The sequence below is a fragment of the Novosphingobium sp. genome (genome assembly GCF_041905565.1).
Lineage (GTDB): Bacteria > Pseudomonadota > Alphaproteobacteria > Sphingomonadales > Sphingomonadaceae > Novosphingobium.
Genome location: NZ_JAYRKX010000002.1, coordinates 243,088 through 262,747, shown reverse-complemented (window position 1 = coordinate 262,747; position 19,660 = coordinate 243,088). Strand labels below are relative to the sequence as shown.

The 19,660-nt window shown below is 66.9% G+C and carries 19 protein-coding genes; 10 read left to right on the top strand and 9 right to left on the bottom strand.

The window, feature by feature from the left end; all coding sequences use genetic code 11:
• Positions 1–50: 50 nt before the first annotated feature.
• On the top strand, positions 51–794 hold the full coding sequence (locus ACE3N9_RS03125; protein ID WP_374280768.1) for a glutathione S-transferase family protein: 744 nt from the start codon (positions 51–53) through the stop codon (positions 792–794).
• Positions 795–815: 21 nt separating this feature from the next.
• On the opposite strand, the gene ACE3N9_RS03120 is transcribed toward ACE3N9_RS03125, so the two are convergent.
• Positions 816–1,658, bottom strand: a complete 843-nt coding sequence (locus ACE3N9_RS03120; RefSeq protein WP_374280766.1) for an AAA family ATPase — start codon at positions 1,656–1,658, stop codon at positions 816–818.
• A 269-nt stretch (positions 1,659–1,927) separates the two neighbouring features.
• On the opposite strand from ACE3N9_RS03120, the gene ACE3N9_RS03115 reads away from it, so the two are divergent.
• On the top strand, positions 1,928–2,596 hold the full coding sequence (locus tag ACE3N9_RS03115) for a Crp/Fnr family transcriptional regulator (protein WP_374280764.1): 669 nt from the start codon (positions 1,928–1,930) through the stop codon (positions 2,594–2,596).
• Positions 2,597–2,606: 10 nt separating this feature from the next.
• Here the strand turns inward: ACE3N9_RS03115 and ACE3N9_RS03110 are convergent, their stop codons facing one another.
• Positions 2,607–4,259, bottom strand: coding sequence for a DUF4139 domain-containing protein (locus ACE3N9_RS03110; RefSeq protein WP_374280762.1), 1,653 nt, complete (start codon positions 4,257–4,259; stop codon positions 2,607–2,609).
• An 11-nt stretch (positions 4,260–4,270) separates the two neighbouring features.
• Positions 4,271–5,632 (bottom strand): DUF4139 domain-containing protein, encoded by a 1,362-nt coding sequence (locus ACE3N9_RS03105; RefSeq protein ID WP_374280760.1) that lies wholly within the window; start codon positions 5,630–5,632, stop codon positions 4,271–4,273.
• Positions 5,633–5,776: 144 nt separating this feature from the next.
• Between ACE3N9_RS03105 and ACE3N9_RS03100 the strand changes: the two genes are divergently transcribed.
• Entirely contained in the window at positions 5,777–6,628 is an 852-nt protein-coding gene (locus tag ACE3N9_RS03100; RefSeq protein WP_374280758.1) for a hypothetical protein, read from the top strand.
• A gap of 33 nt (positions 6,629–6,661) precedes the next feature.
• On the opposite strand, the gene parE is transcribed toward ACE3N9_RS03100, so the two are convergent.
• Together parE and ACE3N9_RS03090 are read right to left on the bottom strand one after the other, a co-directional pair.
• Entirely contained in the window at positions 6,662–8,659 is a 1,998-nt protein-coding gene (parE, locus tag ACE3N9_RS03095) for a DNA topoisomerase IV subunit B (protein ID WP_374280756.1), read from the bottom strand.
• Between the two features lie 57 nt (positions 8,660–8,716).
• Positions 8,717–9,871, bottom strand: a complete 1,155-nt coding sequence (locus ACE3N9_RS03090) for a penicillin-binding protein activator (RefSeq protein ID WP_374280754.1) — start codon at positions 9,869–9,871, stop codon at positions 8,717–8,719.
• Positions 9,872–9,911: 40 nt separating this feature from the next.
• Between ACE3N9_RS03090 and rsmI the strand changes: the two genes are divergently transcribed.
• From rsmI to ACE3N9_RS03070, 4 genes are read left to right on the top strand one after another with little or no spacing between them, the layout of a single operon-like run.
• The gene (rsmI, locus tag ACE3N9_RS03085; protein ID WP_374280752.1) at positions 9,912–10,739 is read left to right on the top strand and encodes a 16S rRNA (cytidine(1402)-2'-O)-methyltransferase; all 828 of its coding nucleotides are present in this window, start codon (positions 9,912–9,914) and stop codon (positions 10,737–10,739) included.
• Positions 10,736–11,089: a YraN family protein gene (locus tag ACE3N9_RS03080; protein WP_374280750.1), complete on the top strand. Its 354-nt coding sequence runs from the start codon at positions 10,736–10,738 to the stop codon at positions 11,087–11,089. Before rsmI ends, ACE3N9_RS03080 begins: the two co-directional genes overlap by 4 nt.
• Before the next feature lie 17 nt (positions 11,090–11,106).
• Positions 11,107–12,069, top strand: coding sequence for a glutathione synthase (gshB, locus tag ACE3N9_RS03075; protein WP_374280748.1), 963 nt, complete (start codon positions 11,107–11,109; stop codon positions 12,067–12,069).
• Between the two features lie 10 nt (positions 12,070–12,079).
• Positions 12,080–12,679 carry a DedA family protein gene (locus ACE3N9_RS03070; RefSeq protein WP_374280746.1) on the top strand — a complete coding sequence of 200 codons (600 nt, stop codon included), beginning with the start codon at positions 12,080–12,082 and terminating at the stop codon, positions 12,677–12,679.
• Here ACE3N9_RS03070 and ACE3N9_RS03065 read toward each other — a convergent pair.
• The 4 genes from ACE3N9_RS03065 to rph all read right to left on the bottom strand — a co-directional run bounded on the left by ACE3N9_RS03065 (position 12,676) and on the right by rph (position 16,172).
• On the bottom strand, positions 12,676–13,572 hold the full coding sequence (locus tag ACE3N9_RS03065; protein ID WP_374280745.1) for a tyrosine recombinase XerC: 897 nt from the start codon (positions 13,570–13,572) through the stop codon (positions 12,676–12,678). The two genes, ACE3N9_RS03070 and ACE3N9_RS03065, sit on opposite strands and share 4 nt — an antisense overlap.
• Positions 13,569–14,720 (bottom strand): radical SAM family heme chaperone HemW, encoded by a 1,152-nt coding sequence (hemW, locus tag ACE3N9_RS03060; protein ID WP_374280743.1) that lies wholly within the window; start codon positions 14,718–14,720, stop codon positions 13,569–13,571. Before hemW ends, ACE3N9_RS03065 begins: the two co-directional genes overlap by 4 nt.
• Before the next feature lie 112 nt (positions 14,721–14,832).
• Positions 14,833–15,459, bottom strand: coding sequence for an RdgB/HAM1 family non-canonical purine NTP pyrophosphatase (rdgB, locus tag ACE3N9_RS03055; protein WP_374280741.1), 627 nt, complete (start codon positions 15,457–15,459; stop codon positions 14,833–14,835).
• Complete coding sequence (gene rph / locus ACE3N9_RS03050; RefSeq protein ID WP_374280739.1) at positions 15,456–16,172, bottom strand: ribonuclease PH; 717 nt, start codon at positions 16,170–16,172, stop codon at positions 15,456–15,458. Before rph ends, rdgB begins: the two co-directional genes overlap by 4 nt.
• 85 nt (positions 16,173–16,257) lie before the next feature.
• Here rph and hrcA point away from each other — a divergent pair, with 85 nt between their 5' ends.
• From hrcA to ACE3N9_RS03035, 3 genes are read left to right on the top strand one after another with little or no spacing between them, the layout of a single operon-like run.
• On the top strand, positions 16,258–17,301 hold the full coding sequence (hrcA, locus tag ACE3N9_RS03045) for a heat-inducible transcriptional repressor HrcA (protein ID WP_374280737.1): 1,044 nt from the start codon (positions 16,258–16,260) through the stop codon (positions 17,299–17,301).
• Between the two features lie 17 nt (positions 17,302–17,318).
• The gene (gene grpE / locus ACE3N9_RS03040) at positions 17,319–17,885 is read left to right on the top strand and encodes a nucleotide exchange factor GrpE (protein WP_374280735.1); all 567 of its coding nucleotides are present in this window, start codon (positions 17,319–17,321) and stop codon (positions 17,883–17,885) included.
• A 22-nt stretch (positions 17,886–17,907) separates the two neighbouring features.
• Entirely contained in the window at positions 17,908–19,659 is a 1,752-nt protein-coding gene (locus tag ACE3N9_RS03035; protein WP_374280733.1) for a DUF885 family protein, read from the top strand.
• Position 19,660: the final 1 nt, after the last annotated feature.

Here is a 19,660-nt window from a genome sequence, read left to right as displayed (position 1 = left end):
TAATACATACAATATGTAGGCTGCCCGCAAACAGAGAGGACGCCTGCTACATGCTCAAGCTTTACTCGTTCGGCCCCGGGGCCAACTCGCTCAAGCCGCTGCTCACGCTGTATGAAAAGGGGCTGGAATTCGAGGGCATCCGGCTCAACCCCGCGAAGTTCGAACACCACAGCGACTGGTTCAAGGCAATCAACCCGCGCGGCCAGGTGCCGGCGCTGGTCGATGGGGACCGGGTGATCACGGAATCGACGGTGATCTGCGAATACCTGGAGGACAAGTATCCGACCGAAGTGAAGCTGCGCCCCGATGACCTGGCCGACCGCGCCGAAATGCGCGTGTGGACCAAGTGGGTCGACGAATATTTCTGCTGGTGCGTGTCCACGATCGGCTGGCATCGCGGCGTCAGCCACATGGCCAAGGCACTGAGCGACGAGGAGTTCGAGGAACACCTCAAGAAGATCCCGATCCCGGAACAACAGGTCAAATGGCGCCGCGCGCGCGAAGGCTTCCCGCAGGACCTGCTGGACGAGGAAATGCGCAAGATTGCCGTTTCGGTCCGCCGGCTCGACGATCACCTGCGCGAGCATGAATGGCTGGGGGGGGGGATGTACACCCTGGCTGACATCTGCAACTTCGCGATCGCCAACGGCATGCAGCACGGCTTTGCCGACCTGGTGAACGAGGCTGACACGCCGGGGCTGGTGCGCTGGATCGCGCAGATCAACCAGCGCCCGGCGGTGCAGCGCATGTTCGCCGAAGTGCCGATGGAACGGCTGGGGCCGCCGAAGGAGTGACCCCGCAGCGGCGGCGGGCACTCAGCTCTGCCGCCGCGCCATGAAGGCCAGGCGTTCGAACAGCATGACGTCCTGCTCGTTCTTGAGCAGCGCGCCGTGCAGCGGCGGGATCGCCTTGGTCGGGTCGCGGTTCTGCAGCACGTCGAGCGGCATGTCCTCGTTGAGCAGCAGCTTGAGCCAGTCGAGCAGTTCCGAGGTCGAGGGCTTCTTCTTCAGGCCCGGCACTTCGCGGACTTCGTAGAACACGTCCATCGCCTTCGAAACCAGCGTCTTCTGGATGCCGGGGAAGTGGACGTCGATGATCGCCTGCATCGTGTCGCGATCGGGGAACTTGATATAGTGGAAGAAGCAGCGGCGCAGGAACGCGTCGGGCAGTTCCTTTTCGTTGTTGCTGGTGATGACCACGATCGGGCGTTCCGCAGCCGCGATCGTTTCGCGCGTTTCGTAGACGTCAAAGCTCATCCGGTCGAGTTCCTGGAGCAGGTCGTTCGGGAACTCGATGTCGGCCTTGTCGATTTCGTCGATCAGCAGCACCGGCAGCTGGGGCGAAACGAAGGCTTCCCACAGCTTGCCCTTCTTGATGTAGTTCGAAATGTCATGGACGCGTTCGTCGCCCAGCTGGCCATCGCGAAGGCGGGCCACGGCGTCGTATTCGTAGAGGCCCTGCTGCGCCTTGGTCGTGCTCTTGACGTGCCATTCGATCAGCGGGGCGTTCACCGCCTTGGCGATTTCGTGGGCCAGCACGGTCTTGCCGGTGCCGGGTTCACCCTTGACCAGCAGCGGGCGGCGCAGCAGCACCGCGGCGTTGACCGCCACTTTCAGATCATCGGTGGCGACGTAGTTGCTGGTGCCTTCGAAACGCATGGGTTCTCCCCCGTGATGTTTAATCGCTTGGTTAAACGATAGGCGGCAGGCACTTCGGTGGCAAGGGGCTAGTTGAACCCGTTGGTCCAAGCTGACCGCCCGAACGAAGGCGGGCGCCGCTGCCTTTCGGCGCGGCGCCCGTTCCCCCATCCCACTCCGGAGCGAGGCCCCCACCTCGCATCGCGACCCGAAGCTGCTTTGTTGCGGACCTGCCTAAGCCGGGCTATGCCGACTTGACTATAAACTTTTTGGGAATTGGATGCGCGGCGATGATTGCGCTGGCCGGCCTTGCCCTGCTTGACCTGCTGACCGCTGAGCAGCGCCACTGGCTGGCCGCGCTGGGCACGCGCCGCAGCTATCAGGATGGCGAGCTGATTCACCGCCGGGGCGATCGCGATCCGTCGATGTGCGTGGTGATATCCGGTCGGGTCCGGCTGACCCGGCTCCATGCCGATGGCACGCAGACCTTCGTCAGTTCGATCCAGCCCGGCCAGCACTTTGGCGATGTTCTGCTGCACGGCGGGCGGCAGCGGCGCACGCACGATGCGGTGGCGGTCGGCGCGGTGCGGCTTGATCACTATGATGCCGATGCTTTTGCCAAAGTCCTTGAAAATCCGGTGGTGGCGCTGGCGCTCTACCGGATTACGGCGCTGCGCCTGTCGGGCGCAATGGCGATGAGCGATGACCTGCGCGCCCTCCCGCGCGAGGTCCACCTCGCCAAGATCCTGTTGTCGCTGCGCACCCAGGGCAATCCGCCCGGCACGATCGAATGCGTGCAGGACGATCTCGCCGCGCTGATCGGCACTTCGGTCATGACCCTGTCCAAGGCGCTGGGCGTTCTGAAGCGCGCGGGCCTGATCGAAACAGGCTATCGCAGCCTGCGGATCATCGATCGCAAGGCGCTGTCGGCCTGGTTGGCAGCGCGTTCGCCCGAATAGGCCGCCCGGCTCAGATCCCAGTCACGGCGTAATGGATCACCAGCTTGTCGTTGGCAGGCACTTCGATGCGGAACACGTAGCGGCCATCCACCTTGTCGAGCGGCCGGTCGGCATCGACCAGGCGCTGGGCGCCGGCGGTGTAGTATTTCACTTCCAGCTGGATCGGCGCGGCGCCCGCATTGGCAATCTGGATCCGCTGGACTTGTTCGCCCTTGCTCAGGCGGTCGAACAGTGCGCTGCTCAGCATCGGGACCAGCGCCCGGTCCTTGCTTGCGGCCAGGACGGTGCGGGTCACGGTGACATCGGGGGCAGGGCCGAGCCGCAGCTCGATCTTTTCGCCCACGGTAGTATCCGCCAGCTGCGGTTCGCCCACCAGCATTGCCCGCCCGGACTGCTCCTGTTCGACCAGGAACGATCCGGCCGGCAGCGGCAGACCCAGTTGGCTTGCCTTGTCGTTGCGGGTCCGCAGCAGGGGTGTGGCCATGACCTCACTGGTTACGTCGCTCCACGACCGGGCGGAGAATTCGGCCAGGTAGACCCGTTCGAACGGGACGCCGCGCTGCTCGATCAGGCGGGTCTGCTTCATCTGGCGCGCCGCCACGGTGGTGCGTTCCGCCACGCGGTAGAGCTTGAGATCGCCCAGCTGCTCGGCCTCGGGTGGAGGCGGAGCGGGGGGCGGTGGAGGCGGCGGAGCGGCCATAGCCATCATCGGCAGGGCCATGCGGTTCATCTTGCGCAGTTCGGCGCTGCTCATCTCCGCGTCGAAGCTGTCATAGGCCAGCCCCAGGAACGGCTGCACCAGTTCATAGGGACGATCGGGCTTCAGCGGCACATCGCTGGTCTTCTGCATCGGCCAGCAACTGGCCAGGGCGCGCGGCATGGCGTTGGCGAACTGGCGCACATAGGCGCGCTTCAGCCCGCCCGCGACGATCTGCGTCTGGGCGTTGTTGAGGCTGACCGAATTGCCGTTGGCCAGGGTGATCCAGCCGCCCAGGTCCATGGTCTTGCCATCCGCGCTGACCTGCGCGGTGTAATTGGCCGACCAGTCGAACCCCTGGGCGATGTAGGTCAGGGTGACCGTGGCGGTCAGCGCGCGGGCGCTGCGGGTCTGGACCGACAGGGTGGGGCGGGCGGAAAGACCGCCGGTGCCCGGTTCGTACCGCAGCGCTTCGGGCACGCCCGAACAGCGCAGCGCTTCGATCCCGTCCTTGGTGCGCAGCATCACTCCGGTTTCGTTGGCCGATGTGACTTCGGCTGGCACGAAGGTGACCTTGCCTGTCGTCGCACTGGTGCGCTTGAGCAGCAATTGCTTGCCAAGCGAAGCGCGCAGCAAGGTGGCGGGTGAGAGCAGGGCCGCATCGCGGTTCTTTTCGATCACGCCGCCCGGCAGGCCGGTGACGATCGCGCTTTCCGGCACGATGCCATCGACCACCCCGACAAAGCGCAGGCGGCTGCGCCCGGCCGGGATCGTCACCCGGCGCGTTTCGGTGACCACGGCAAACCCGCCCAGCGAATCCAGGCTGATCGAGCCGCCATTTCGCCACGGCGCGCGGTAGATCGTGACCGAGGTGTCCACCGGATCGGACGCGGCAACATCCTGCGCCAGCGCCGGGGCGGCAAGCAGCGCCAGCGTGGCGGCGAGGATCGGGGCAGGGGAGCGCAAGGGCCCAGTCCTCAGTAGCGCGAATCGAACGTGGCGTTCAGGTCCACCTTGCCATTGGCCGGAACCGGCACGTTCCAGGCGACCGAATCCGCGTCGAGCCGCTCGCTCTTGCGGCTTTCGGCAGATACCTTGGTATCGCCCCACAGCCCGCGCTGGACCACGCGTACGGTCACTGGCTTGGGCAGGGCATTCGACAGCGTATAGCGCATCGTGGTCTTCCAGCGGCTGCTGGACAGGCGCTGACGGTCCTCGACCACCGGCTGGACCTTCACGTCAAAGGCATCGCCGGTGCTGATCGACAGCTTCGAACCCATCGGGGTGTGGCCGATCGCATGTTCGCCGATGAACTGCGCCTGGCCGCGCGAATCCTTGATATAGAACCGCACGACCCCGGCGGGCAGCTGGTCGCCCAGCCCGCCCTGGGCGCTGTTGCTGAACTGATAGACCGTTGCCGCACTGATCGGCTGATCCGCGGTCTGCAGCCAGCCGAAACTGGCCTGGTAACCGTGGCTGGCCGGCGCGCCGTGAACATCGAGGAAGCTGACCTGCTTGGTCTGCATGTTGGCGATGGTGGTGCGTTCAGCCAGCGGATAAAGGTAATAGTCGCCCAGCCGTTCGCGGCTGCCCGTCTCGGTCCCGGCCTCGACCAGCCCGCCGTTGTAGCGCGGCGAATTGCGCTGGCCGAGCAGGCGCGGGGTGCCGGCCACCAGCACGGTCTGCGCGTTGTCGTAAGTGGTGCCGGAATTGTTGGTCAGCGTGACCCAGCCCTGGACGTCGATCTGGCCCTTGGCCTCGTCGAACAGGGCGACATAGTCCGCCCGCCAGCCCAGGCCCGGGGTGAGATAGCGCAGCGATGCCTCGCGCGTGCCGGCGGTGCCCTGGACCAGCATCGATAGAGTGGGTTCGGCGCGCATGTTGGGCGGGACCTTGTCGAAGATCACCCGCACCGGCAGGCCATCGTCGCGCAGCACTTCGATGCGGCTCCCGATCTGCAGCACAACGCCGCCATTGGCCGCCAGAACCACCGCCTGCTCGCGCGTTTCCGCGCCGGTCGCCGGGTTGGTGCGGACCAGGGTAATGGTTTGCCCCACGGCGTTTTCCATGATCTTGGCCGGGCTCAGCAGGTCGTAATCGAAGTTCTGTTCGATGATCGCCATGTCGCCAGCGTTAAGCGAGGCGGTTTCGGGGCGGATCTGGGCCGAGACGTTCTTGAATTCGACCCGCTGGCGCTGCCCGGTAAAGGTGATCGCCCGGGTATCCTGCACCAGCGCCTGGTTGTCGGCATAGATCGTGATGGTGACGCCCGGTTCGGCCAGGGCCGGCATGGCAACAGCGGCGGCCGCCAGGGTGAGCGCAATCGAACGATGTAGCATGGCTGGGTCCCTCTCCCGTTTCGTGTGACAACGTAACATCGCTTGCTGTCGCCGCGATGAACGATTGCGCAGGGTCAATGTCGGGTTCACCCTGCCAGCTTACTGCACGTTCAAGGACGCGCAAGTCGAGCGATGGAGGGGACTATGCGGATTGCCTTGTGGACGTTTGCGGCCAGCCTGGCACTGGCCCATGGCGGCGCGGCCATGGCCGCCGATGCGCCGCCGCCGGCGGTTGACTGGGGCACCTTGCACGACATTCTCGAAGCGGTCCCGCAACCACCCACGCGGATCTACGATGCGGTCGGTTTCGAGCGCGGCATGGGGCCGCGGATCGAACGGCTGGAAGAACGGATCAACCGCTTCGAGGAACGGCTCGACTACTTGACTGACGAGGCGGACACCGCGACAGTGCAGCGCGAGTTGACCCTTGCCGCGGAACAGCTCGAGGCCGCCCGCCGCCGTTACATGGCCACTCCCGGAACCGCGGGCGACGACCGCGAGACCGCCCGCGCCCGCCGCAGCCCGCGCGGGACCGCGCCGCCGGTCAGCGTGGCGGCGGTTAACAGCGCGATGGGGCGCTTTGCCTTCCAGGTAAGCGACCGCGCCCTGGTCGAGGAGCGGGCAGGCGAGGACCTGTCCGAGACCTGGCGCAAGCGCGATGAAGCCTGCGGCGATGACGAAGTCTGCGTCCGGCGCGAGGAGAACGAACACTGGGGCAAGGTCGCCCGCTACAAGAACGCCCAGTATCCCGCCGTGATTGCCGAATGGAACGTGCTGGCCGAGCAGGCCTATCGGCTGAGCGATGGGATCGGCCGCTATTCGGCCCGGCCTGCGCCTGCGCCGCGCAACCAGATGCAGATCGAACGGCTCGCCAACCTGCAACCGCTGCGCGCGCTGCTGCTGGCGACCGGGACGCTATTCAGCGAATCCCGCAAGCGCTGGGAGGAAGCGGACAATATCCAGACCCTGCTGACCCAGCACACCCCGGGGCATTGATCCGCGTCGCATCCGCGCGCGGATCAGTGCGGTTCAGGCATCAATCATTTCGGGGTCGAGTTCCCCGGCGCGGTTCTGGATGAACATGAAGCGCTGGGCCGGGTCCTTGCCCATCAGCCGGTCGACCAGATCCTTCACTGCCGCGCGGCCTTCGTATTCGGGGGGCAGCGTAACGCGCAGCAGGCCGCGGGTCTTGGGGTCCATCGTGGTTTCGCGCAGCTGGCCCGGATTCATTTCTCCCAGGCCCTTGAACCGGCCGACATCGACCTTCTTGCCCTTGAACCTGGTCGCTTCCAGCTCGGCGCGGTGGGCGTCGTCACGGGCATAGGCGCTCTCCTTGCCGCAGGTCAGGCGGTAGAGCGGCGGCTGGGCAAGATAGAGATGCCCCTTGCGCACCACTTCTGGCATTTCCTGGAAGAAGAAGGTCATCAGCAGCGTGGCGATGTGCGCCCCGTCGACGTCCGCATCGGTCATGATAATGATGCGGTCGTAGCGCAGATTGTCCGGGTTGCAGTCCTTGCGGGTGCCGCAGCCCAGCGCCAGGCCCAGGTCGGCGATTTCGGTGTTGGCGCGGATCTTGTCCGCTGTGGCGCTGGCGACGTTCAGGATCTTGCCGCGGATCGGCAGGATTGCCTGGGTCTTGCGGTCGCGCGCCTGCTTGGCGCTGCCACCGGCCGAATCCCCTTCGACGATGAACAACTCGGTTTCGCCTTCGCCTTCGCCGCTGCAATCGGTCAGCTTGCCGGGCAGGCGGACCTTCTTGGCGTTGGTCGCGGTCTTGCGCTTGACCTCGCGCTCAGCCTTGCGGCGCAGGCGCTCGTCCATCCGCTCCATCACGTGGCCCAGCAGCGCCTTGCCGCGGTCCAAGTTCTCGGACAGGAAATGGTCGAAGTGGTCGCGCACCGCGTTTTCAACCAGGCGCGCGGCTTCCGGGCTGGTCAGGCGGTCCTTGGTCTGGCTCTGGAACTGGGGATCGCGGATAAACACCGACAGCATGATTTCGCTGCCGGTGATCACGTCCTCGGGCGTGATGTCCTTGGCCTTCTTCTGGCCGACCAGTTCGCCAAAGGCGCGGATCCCCTTGGTCAGCGCGGCGCGCAGGCCGGCTTCGTGCGTGCCGCCATCGGGGGTCGGAATGGTGTTGCAGTAGAAGCTGTAGGCCCCGTCCGACCACAGCGGCCAGGCGATCGCCCATTCGACCCGGCCCTGTTCCTCACCCGCGTCGTTCGCGGCAAAGTCCTGGCTGCCAGAAAAGAACTGCGTGGTGACGCATTCTCGCGCGCCGATCTGTTCCTTCAGGTGATCGGCAAGACCACCAGGGAACTGGAACACGGCTTCGGCCGGAACCTCCTCGCTGGCAAGCGAGGGGGCGCATTTCCAGCGGATTTCGACGCCCGCGAACAGGTAGGCCTTGGACCGCACCAGCTTGAACAGCCGCAGCGGCTTGAACTTCGCATCTTCGCCGAAAATCTCGGGATCGGGAATGAAGCTGACCGAGGTGCCGCGCCGGTTGGGCGTGCCGCCGAGGCGCTGCAACGGGCCAAGCGGAGCGCCGCGCGAGAATTCCTGCGCGAACAGTTCCTTGTTCCGTGCCACTTCGATCCGGGTCAGGGTGGACAGCGCATTGACCACGCTGACCCCCACGCCGTGCAGGCCGCCGCTGGTGGCATAGGCCTTGCCCGAAAACTTGCCGCCCGAATGCAGCGTGGTCAGGATCACTTCCAGCGCCGACTTGCCCGGATACTTGGGGTGTTCGTCCACCGGGATGCCGCGACCATTGTCGGTGATGGTCAGGCGGTTGCCTTCTTCGAGTGTAACCTCGATCCGGTTGGCGTGGCCGGCCACCGCTTCGTCCATCGCATTGTCGAGCACTTCGGCGGCGAGGTGGTGGAACGCGCGTTCATCCGTCCCGCCGATATACATGCCGGGGCGCCGCCGGACAGGCTCAAGCCCCTCCAGCACTTCGATCGCGGAACCGTCATAGCTTTCGCCGCCCGCGCTGGGCAGCTTGTCGAACAGGTCGTCGGCCATGGGAACGCCTATAGAACACCGGGAATCCGGCAGGCAAGCGCCGCTGCGCGGTTATCGTCAGTCCGTGAAGCGATCCGGCGCGGGGCTGACAATAGCCACCCCCTTGGCCTGGACCTGACGCACTTCCAGCGCGCGGTCGATCACCCCGTCGGCGCCGAAGCGGAACGGCCCGTCGATCCCGAGGAACCCGCCACTGTCGGTGATCCGCGCAATCGGAAACTGCGTGCCCGGCTGCCAGTCTCGCGCGATCCGGATCGACAGCAGGACGCTGTCATAACCCATGGTCGACAGGCGATAGGGCGCCACGCCGAAGCGGGTCTTGTAGCTTTCCGCGAAAGTCTTGAACCGCCCATCGGAAATCGCCGAAAACAGCGCCCCGCGCATTGCCGGGCTGCTGTAGACGGTGGCTTCGCCGTTCCACAGCTCCGGCCCCAGCAGGCGGGGCAGGGCTGCGCCGGGGGCCTTGAGCTGGGCGGCGGCCTGCACGGCGAAGCGGGCATTGTCGGCCAGCAGCACGGCATCGAAGCCGCCCTTCGCCTTGAGCCGCTGCGCCGCGCTGATCACCGAGGTGTTCGAGCGGTCATAGGTCTGGGTCTGGACCAGCGTGCCCCCGGCGGCCTTGACCGCTTCGGCATAGGCGGCAGCGGCGCGCTGACCGTATTCGCCCTTGGGGGCCAGCAGCGCGAACCGCTTCGAACCGGTGCTGGCGGCATACTTCACCGTCCGTGCCAGCGAGGCTTCGGGCACCGTCGACATCACGAAGACATCGCGCGCGGCGACGCCGGTGCTGCCGGTATAGGTCACCAGCGGCACCTTGGCGGCGCGGGCGATGGTGGCGATGGGCGGCACGTCCTCAGCCTGGATCGGGCCCAGGATCAGGCGGTTGCCTTCCTGGATCGCCTTGGTCGCGGCGGCAGCCGGGCCGCCAGCAATGTCATAGCTGGTGATGCGCAGGTTCTTGGCGTTGGTATCGAGCAGCGCCATGGTCGTCGCATTGGCGATCGACTGGCCCACGGCGGCGTTCGGCCCGGTCAGCGGCACCAGCAGCGCGACGCGGTGGCGCGCCTGGTCGGCCGGCAGGGCATCGCTCGGCGGGGGCGGGGCGGGCGGCGGCGCCTCGGGCACGCCCTTTGGAATGACCTTGCACCCGGCCAGCAGGACGACGACGCCCAGCGTGGCCAGCTTGCGCCTGTCGATGCGACCTTCGAACATGGCTTGCTGCTCCCTCTCCGGCGGTCCAAAGGGTGATCCCATGGAAACGCCGCTTGCTCCGGGCCTCTATATTGTCGCCACGCCGATTGGCAATCTTGGCGATATTTCAATGCGTGCCACAGCGGTACTCGGTGCCGTGGCTGCGATAGCCTGCGAAGATACGCGGGTTACCGGCAAGCTGCTCCAGCACCTGGGGATCAAGCGGCGGATGATCCGCTATGACGATCACGCAAGCGAGGAAACCCGCGCTCATGTGCTCAGCATGGCCGCGCAGGAGCCGGTGGCGCTGGTCAGCGATGCCGGCACGCCGCTGATTTCCGATCCCGGCTACCGCCTGGTCCGCGATGCGAAGGCGGCGGGTATCCCCGTGGTCAGCATTCCCGGGCCAAGCGCGGCGGTGGTCGCGCTGACCCTGGCGGGCCTGCCCAGCGACCGCTTCCTGTTTGCCGGGTTCCTGCCGAACAAGGCCAAGGCCCGCGCCGAAGTGCTGGCCGAACTGGGCGGCGTGCGGGCAACGCTGGTGTTCTATGAGACCGCCCCGCGCCTGGCCGATGCGCTGGCCGCCATTGCCGAAGTGCTGCCCGGCCGCGAAGTGGCCGTGGCGCGCGAGCTGACCAAGCGGTTCGAGGAATGCCGCACCGGCTCTCCGGCAGACCTGATCGCCCATTACGCTGCCCACCCACCCAAGGGCGAGATCGTGCTGGTCATTGGCCCGCCGGGCGAGGCGCAGGCGCAGGACCACGACATTGATGCGCTGCTGCTCGCCGCGCTCAAGACTTCCAAAGCCTCGCAGGCGGCGGCGGAAGTGGCGCGGATCACCGGGCAGGACCGCAAGTCGCTCTACGCGCGGGCGCTGGAACTGAAGTGACCACCCGCGCCGAACGCGAGGCGCGGGGGCGGCGCGGCGAATGGCTGGCCGCGTGGTATCTGCGCCTCACCGGCTGGCGGGTGCTGGCCCGGCGGGTCAAGACCCCGCGCGGCGAGGTCGACCTGGTGGCGCGGCGCGGGCGAACCGTCGTCTTTGTCGAAGTGAAGTGGCGCGCCTCTGCGGCGGAACGTGACCGGGCGATCGATCCCTACCGCCTGCGCCGCGTGATCGCCGCCGCCGAAGCGCTGGCTCCGCGCTATGTTCGCGCGGGCGATGACATGCGGATCGACGTGCTGCTGCTTGCGCCGGGGCGCTGGCCCCGCCATATCCCCAACGCCTCTCTGGCCTGAACGGAGCCGATTGCCCCATGACCCTGCGCGTAGCTGTCCAGATGGACCCGCTGGAAACGATCAAGATCGCTGGCGATTCCAGCTTTGCGCTGATGGAAAAGGCGCAGCAGCGCGGCTATTCCGTGATGCATTATGACGTGAAGTCGCTCGCGCTCGATGAAGGCCGGCTCACCGCGTGGGCCGCTCCGGTCGAAGTGCGGCGCGAGGTCGGCAACCACTTCAGCGCGCAGGAGCGCCGCAAGATCGACCTCGTCAAGGACGTGGACGTGGTGCTGATGCGCCAGGATCCGCCGTTCGACCTGTCCTACATCACGGCAACCTTCCTGCTTGAGCGGCTGGAGGGGCAGACTCTGGTCGTCAACGATCCGGCCAGTGTGCGCAACGCGCCGGAAAAGGTCTTCGTGCTCGATTTCGCGCACTACATGCCGCCCACGCTGATTGCCCGCCGGGCCGAGGACGTGCGCGAATTCCATGCCCGCCACCCCGGCGACCTGGTGATGAAGCCGCTGCACGGCAACGGCGGCAAAGCCGTGGTCCGCATTCCGGCGGATGGCAGCAACCTGGGCGCGCTGATCGAATTGTTCGACAACGCCTGGGTCGAACCGCACATGTTCCAGCCGTTTCTGCCTGACATCGCGTTGGGGGACAAACGCATCGTGCTGGTCGACGGCGAAATCGCCGGCGCGATCAACCGCCGCCCCGGCGCGGGTGAATTCCGCTCGAACCTGGCCGCTGGCGGCTCGGCCGAAGCGACCACGCTGACGCCGCGCGAGGAGGAAATCTGCGCGGCGCTTGGCCCGGCGCTGAAGGAGCGCGGGCTGGTGTTCGTCGGGATCGACGTGATCGGCGGCCAGTGGCTGACCGAAATCAACGTCACCAGCCCGACCGGAATCCAGGCGATCGACCGGTTCAACGGCACCGACACCCCGGGCCTGATCTGGGACGCGATTGAACGGCGACTGGCGGCGATGCGTCGCTGAAGGCCCTGCCATGGACGAGTTGATCATCCGCCTGATCGAACAGGGCGGCTACCTTGGCATTTTCGTGCTGATGGTGGTGGAGAACGTGTTTCCGCCAATCCCCAGCGAAGTAATCATGGGCGTGGGCGGGATTGCCGTGGCGCGTGGTTCGATGGAGTTCTGGCCCTTGCTGCTGGTCGGCAGTGTGGGATCGACGCTGGGCAATTATGTGTGGTTTGCGGTCGGGGACCGGCTTGGCTATCGTCGGCTGGAGCCGCTGGTGCACCGCTGGGGCCGCTGGCTGACCATGACCTGGCAGGACGTCGAACGCTCCACCGCGTTCTTCCAGCGGCACGGGCAATGGGTGGTATTCTTCCTGCGCTTCTCGCCGTTCCTGCGCACGCTGATCTCGCTTCCCGCCGGGCTGACCCACATGCCGCGCGGGCGGTTCCTGGTGTTTACCTTTGCCGGCACCCTGGTGTGGAACTCGTTGCTGATCGTCGGCGGGCACTGGTTGGCCGGTTACATGGAGGCGATGGACGGGGTGATCGGCCCGGCAACCGCGGCGATGGTCCTGCTGGCTGTCGCGGTCTGGCTGTGGCGCGTGGTGCGCTGGAAGGACGAGGGCTAACGCTCGCGCGGGTGGGCGTGGCGATAGACGTCGAGCAGCACGGCGGCATCCACCTTGGTATAGATCTGGGTCGAACCCAGACTGGCGTGGCCGAGCAGTTCCTGCAAGCTGCGCAGGTCCGCCCCCGCGCCCAGCAGGTGCGTGGCAAAGGAATGGCGCAGCGCGTGCGGGGTGGCCGTGGCCGGAAGCCCCAGCGCAACCCGCGCCCGGGCCATCGCCTTCTGCACCATGCCTTGCGACAGGGGCCCGCCCTTGGCGCCGCGAAACAGGGCTTCATTCTTGGTCAGCGGCCAGGGGCACTTCGCGGCATAGTCCGCCACCGCCTCGCGCACGATCGGCAGCAGCGGGACCATGCGCTGCTTGCCGCCCTTGCCGGTGACGACCAGCGTTTCGCCCAGCGGCAGCGCCCCGCCGGGCAGCGACAGCGCTTCGGCAATGCGCAGGCCCGCACCGTAAAGCAGCAGCAGGACCGCGCGGTCGCGCGCGCCGATCCACGGCTCGCTCGCGTCCTCGTCTACCGTCACCGCCAGGTTCACCGCCTCGTCCGGAGTGACCGGGCGGGGCAGGCCCTTCTTGACGCGGGGGCCGCGCATCCGGGGCGGAGCGGGATCGGCCAGCCCGGCCTGTTCGCGGGCGAAGCGGATGAAGGCTTTCAGCGCCGATAGCTCCCGCGCGGCGCTGGCGTTGCCGATCCCGTCCGCCCCGCGCCGCCGCGCCAGCTGCGCGCGCAGCGCCGGGGCTTCGATCCGGGCGAGGGCGGGCCAATCCATCTCGCCCACCTCGTCGAGCAGCCGCGCTGCCGTGGCGACATAGGCGCGGACCGTGTGGGGCGAGCGGCGGCGCCCTTGCGCCAGGTGGGCATGCCAGGCTTCGAGCAGGTCGGCCCGGGTCACGCCGCGACCAGGTCCGCCGGGACCAGTTCGGCCAGCAGGCCGTCGAGCAGCGGCATGCCCGCATCGCTCACCCCGATCCGTCCGTCGCCGCTCCAGCACAGGCCCTGCCGGGTGTAGAACTCCAGCTTGTCGGCATCGCAGAGGGCTTCGGGAGCAAGGCCGAACCGCGCGGCGAGGGCGGTCAGGTCCACCCCTTCGCGCAGGCGCAGGCCCATCAGCATCGCCTCGCTCGCCTGTTCGGCCGCGCCCAGTGCGCGCTCATCGGCAATGCCGTGGCGTTGTGCATCGAGTGCGGCGAGCCAGTTCTCGGGCTTCTTGTGGCGCACTGTCGCCATGCCGCCGCGCCGGCCATGCGCGCCGGGGCCGATCCCGCAATAGTCCTGATAACGCCAATAGGTCAGGTTATGGCGGCTTTCCTCGCCCGGCATGGCGTGGTTGCTGATCTCGTAGGCGGGCAGGCCCAGGCTGGCGGTAATCTCGCGCGTCAGGGCGAACAGGTCGGCGGCGGCGTCATCATCCAGCGGCGTAAAGTGCCCGCGCCGGACCATGGTTTCAAATCGCGTCCCCGGCTCGATCGTCAACTGGTAGAGCGAGAGGTGCGTAGTCCCCAGACCAATCGCGCGCAGCAGGTCGGCGCGCCATTGCTCGGCGGTCTGGCCGGGCAGGGCATAGATCAGGTCGAAGCTGACCCGCGCAAAATGCCGCTGCGCCACGTCGAGCGCTGCCAGCCCTTCATCCGCATCGTGGATCCGCCCCAGGAAATCGAGCGTCTCGTCATGCAGCGCCTGCAGACCCAGCGACACTCGGTTGACGCCGGCACTGGCGAGCGCGGCATAGTTCGCGGCCTCGACCGAGCTGGGGTTGCCTTCCAGTGTGATTTCCACGCCCTCGGCAAAGCCCCACAGGTGTTCCGCCTCCTCTAGCAAGCGCGCGACCGTGGCCGGGGGCATCAGGCTGGGGGTGCCGCCGCCGAAGAACACGCTGTCCAGTTTCTCGCCGCCCGCCAGTTCCGCCTCGTGGCGCAAGTCCCGCAGCAGCGCGTTCAGCCACAGGTCCTGGTCCACGCGGTCGCGGACATGGCTGTTGAAGTCGCAATAGGGACACTTGGCGAGGCAGAACGGCCAATGGATGTAAAGCGCGCGGGCCATGGGCCGCTCCTAGCACCATTCCAGCCGTCATTGCGAGCGCAGCGAAGCAATCTAGGGGTGTATGCGAAACTCTGGATTGCTTCGCTGCGCTCGCAATGACGATTGACCGAGACTAGCCAAACTGCTCCGCGACCAGCTTGGCAAAGGCATCGGCGCGGTGGCTGATTGCGTGCTTCTCGTCCGGTTGGTGTTCGGCGAAGGTGCGGCTCTCGCCCAGCGGCACGAACACCGGGTCATAGCCGAAACCCAGTTTGCCGCGCGGCGGCCAGGTCAGCGTGCCCTGCGCGCGGCCTTCGTAGACCGCGCTGTCGCCGTCCGGCCAGGCAATCGCCAGTACGCAGGCAAAGTGGCACGAACGGTCGGCATCCGGCCCTTGCTCGCACAGCAGCCCTTCGACCTTGCCCATCGCCATGTACCAGTCGCGCCCGGCAGGGCCTTCGAACCACTGCCGTTCGGCCCAGTCGGCGGTATAGACCCCGGGGCGTCCGCCCAGCGCATCGACGCACAGCCCCGAATCGTCGGCGAGCGCGGGCAGGCCCGAAGCCTGCGCTGCCGCCCGCGCCTTGATCAGCGCGTTTTCGACAAAGGTCTTGCCGGTTTCGGCCGGTTCATCCAGCCCCAGCGACGCCGCGCTGATGCAGCTGAGGCGGTAAGGGGCCAGCAGCGCCGCAATCTCCTTGAGCTTGCCGGCGTTGTGCGTGGCAATCACCAGGGTTTCGGCGCCGAGCCTGCGGGTCACTTGCCCACAGCCTCGCCCTGGGCGGTGAAGATGCGGTCGCAGCCGATCCGCGCCAGGCGCAGCAGGCGCAGCAGCGCTTCCTCGTCATAGGTCGCGCCTTCGGCGGTGGCCTGGACTTCGGCGATCTGGCCGCCTTCGATCAGCACGAAGTTGGCGTCGGCATCAGCCGAGCTGTCCTCATCATAGTCCAGGTCGAGCACCGGGGTGCCGTTGAAAATGCCGCAGCTGACGGCGGCAACTTTGCGGGTCAGCGGGTCTTCCTGGATCGCGCCCGCGGCCATCAGTTTGTCCACCGCGATGCGCAGCGCCACCCAGGCGCCGCTGATCGAGGCGGTGCGGGTGCCGCCATCGGCCTGGATCACGTCGCAATCGAGGGTGATCTGGCGTTCGCCCAGCTTCTTGAGGTCGACCACGGCGCGCAAGGAGCGCCCGATCAGGCGCTGGATTTCCTGGGTGCGCCCGCTCTGCTTGCCCTTGGCCGCCTCGCGGCTGCCGCGGGTGTGGGTGGCGCGCGGCAGCATCGAATATTCCGCCGTCACCCAGCCTTCGCCCTTGCCGCGCAGCCACGGCGGCAGGCGTTCCTCGACCGAGGCGGTGCAGATCACCTTGGTGTGGCCGAAGCTGACCAGCACCGAACCTTCGGCGTGCTTTGTGTAGTGGGGTTCGAAGCTGATCGTGCGCATCTCGTCGGGCGCGCGGCCGGAAGGTCGCATGGGTAAGTCCTCAAGGTTGTTTCGCGCGTGCGTTAGGCGCAATGGGCTTGAGCCTGCAAGAGTGCGGCTTAAATTGTGCGGCGAGATGACCAGCCAACCGATCACCGAACTGACCAGCCGCGCCCGCGATATCTTCCGTTTGGTGGTGGAGGGCTACCTGACGAGCGGGCAGCCGGTGGGCTCGAAAACCCTGGCCGGGGCAGGAGGGCTGAACCTGTCACCGGCTTCGATCCGTTCGGTGCTGCACGAACTGGAAATGCTGGGCTTGCTGGCCGCGCCGCACACCAGCGCCGGGCGGCTGCCGACCGAACAGGGGCTGCGTCTGTTCGTCGACGGGATGATGCAGGTCGCCGAACCCACGGCAGAGGAACGCGCCGCGATCGAACGGCAGGTGGCGCAGCCCGGCCCGATCGAGGCGGCGCTGGCGGCGACCAGCGCGGTCCTGTCCGACCTGTCGGCCTGCGCTGGGGTGGTGATGGTGCCGCGCCGCGAACCGCGCCTGGCGCAGCTGCAACTGGTACCGCTGGCCCCGGACCGGGCGCTGGCGGTGATGGTTGGTGCGGATGGGGCAATCGAGAACCGCGTGGTCGCCATTCCGCTGGGCCTGCCGGCGAGCGCGCTGGAGCAGGCCAGCAATTATATCACCGCGCGGCTTGCCGGGCGCACCCTGGGCGAGGCGGTGGCGGCGATCCGCAACGAGATTGCCTCGGGCCGCTCCGCGCTCGACGCGGCCAGCGCGGACCTGGTCCAGCGCGGGCTGGCAGTGTGGAGCGAGGATGCGGCGCGGCGCCCGGTGCTGATCGTGCGCGGCGCGGCGCACCTGCTCGACGAATCGACCCTGACCGATCTGGAACGGGTGCGGCTGCTGCTGGATGACCTGGAAAACAAGCAGTCGGTTGCCGACCTGCTCGATGCCGCGCGCGAGGCCGAGGCGACCCGCATTTTCATCGGTTCCGAGAATCGCCTGTTCGCGCTATCGGGCTCGTCCGTGATCGCCTCGCCCTATCGTGACCGGGATGGGCGCGTAGTCGGCGTGGTGGGGGTTATCGGCCCGACGCGGTTGAATTATGCGCGGGTCGTCCCCATGGTGGATTTCACCGCCCAATCGCTGGGCAAATTGATCGGTTAGACAGGTTTTTTGACAAGATGAGCGACGATAGCAAACCGCAGGGCGACCCGGCGGTCGAAGCCGAACTGGCGGGCGTTCCCGATGAACTGCTGGACAAGGAAACCGACAAGCTGGGCGAATCGCTCGACCGGCTGCGCGAGGATCTGGAAGTCGCCCGGCAGGAAGTGCTCTATGCCAAGGCCGAGACGCAGAACGTGCGTCGCCGCCTGGAAAAGGACATTGCCGATGCCCGCGCCTATGCCGCGACCGGCTTCGCCCGCGACATCCTCTCGGTGGCCGATAACCTGGGCCGCGCGCTTGACGCCATTCCCGCGGACCTGCGCGAAGATGATCGCCTGAAGAGCCTTGTGACCGGGATCGAGGCGACCGCGCGTGAGATTGACAAGGTGTTCGGCCTGCACGGCATCAGCCGCATCGCCGCCAAGGGCCTGCCGCTGGATCCGAACCAGCACCAGGCCATGCTCGAAGTGCCGAGCGCCGAGGTTGAAGCCGGCGTGATCGTGCAGGAACTTCAGGCCGGTTACATGATCAAGGACCGCCTGCTGCGCCCCGCGATGGTCGCGGTTGCCAAGAAGCCGGACTGACGCAGGATTTGGGGGGCAGGGCATGAGGATCGCGCGCTTCTGGCTGGCGATCCCGCTGGCCCTGGTTTCCCTTCAGCCTGCCCAGGCGCGCGGCAACGCCGACTTGCAATTGCAGGCCATCAGCGATGCCTATTACCGCTCTGCGCTGGAGCATTACGGCGAGATCGAGCTGAGCGACGGCACCACCCGGCCGGGCGACCGCCTGCCTTCGGCCACGCCGGCCAGCAACCTGGCGGCGGCAAAGCGGGAGCAGGCCTGGCTGGCGCGGCTTGATGCGATCGATGCCAAGCGGCTGAGCCCGGCGGGCCGGATCAACGCCAGCGTCCTGCGCACCCTGCTGCGCGAAGGGATCGAAAGCGCGCGGTTCCGCCGCTGGGAAATGCCGTTCGATAGCGACAGCAATTTCTGGAGCTATCTGCCCGCGCGCGAACCGCTGGCCACGGCCGAGGATTACCGCCGCTACATCGCCCGGATGAACGATCTGCCGCGCTATTTCGCGGAACATACGGCCAATGCCCGCGCTGGGCTGGCGCGGGGGTTTTCGGTGCCGCGTGCCAGCCTGGATGGGCGCGATGTGTCGATCGCCGCTTTCGTGGTCGATGATCCTGAGAAAAGCCCGTTCTGGGGCGCTCTTGCCAAGATGCCGGAACGGATTCCGGCGGCTGAGCAGGCTGCGCTCAAGGCCCAGGCCCGCGCTGCCATCAGCGAGGCCGTCACTCCGGCTTTCGCGCGATTCCTGGCCTTCTACCGCGATGAATACCTGCCCGGCACCCGCACTTCGCTCGCCGCCAGCCAGCTGCCGGACGGAGCGGCTTATTACGCGCAGCAGATCCGCGAGTATACCACGACCGATCTGACCGCCGAACAGATCCACCAGATCGGCCTTGACGAGGTGGCGCGGATCACCGCCGAAATGGACAAGGTCCGCGAACAGGCCGGGTTCAAGGGCAGTCTGGCCGAATTCATCCAGTTCCTGCGCACCGATCCGCAGTTCGTGGCGCGCAGCCCGGACGAGCTGCTGGGCGTGTCGGCCTATGTCGCCAAGCGGGTGGACGGACGGCTCAAGGACTATTTCGGACTGCTGCCGCGCTATCGCTACACGATCCGCCCGGTCGATCCGGCGATCGCGCCGTTCTACACCGCGGGCCGGGGCGGGCTCGAGGCGTGCCAGATGAACACTTATGACCTGCCGTCGCGCCCGCTCTATAATATCCCGGCGCTGACCCTGCACGAATGCGCGCCCGGCCACAGCTTCCAGGGCGCGCTGGCGCTGGAACAGCAGGCGCTGCCGAAATTCCGCCGACAGACTTATTTCTCGGGCTTTGGTGAGGGCTGGGGCCTTTACACCGAGTATCTCGGCGAGGAGATGGGGATCTATCGCACCCCCTACGAGCGCTTCGGCAAGCTGAGCTACGAGATGTGGCGCGCCGTGCGGCTGGTGGTCGATACCGGGATCCATCACTATGGCTGGAGTCGCCAGCAGGCGGTCGATTACCTCGCCAGTCGCACCGCGCTTTCCACGCGCGAGGTCAATACCGAGGTTGATCGCTATATCAGCTGGCCGGGGCAGGCGCTGGCCTACAAGCTGGGCGAACTGACGATCCGCCGCGTCCGCGCCAAGGCGGAACAGGCGCTGGGGCCAAAGTTCGACATTCGCAAGTTCCACGATGTCGTGCTCTCGCTCGGCTCGGTCCCGTTGCCGACACTGGAAGAGCGCATCGACGCCTTCATCGCCGATGGCGGTCAGGGGCTGCCGGGGGTTGCCTACCCCTGAT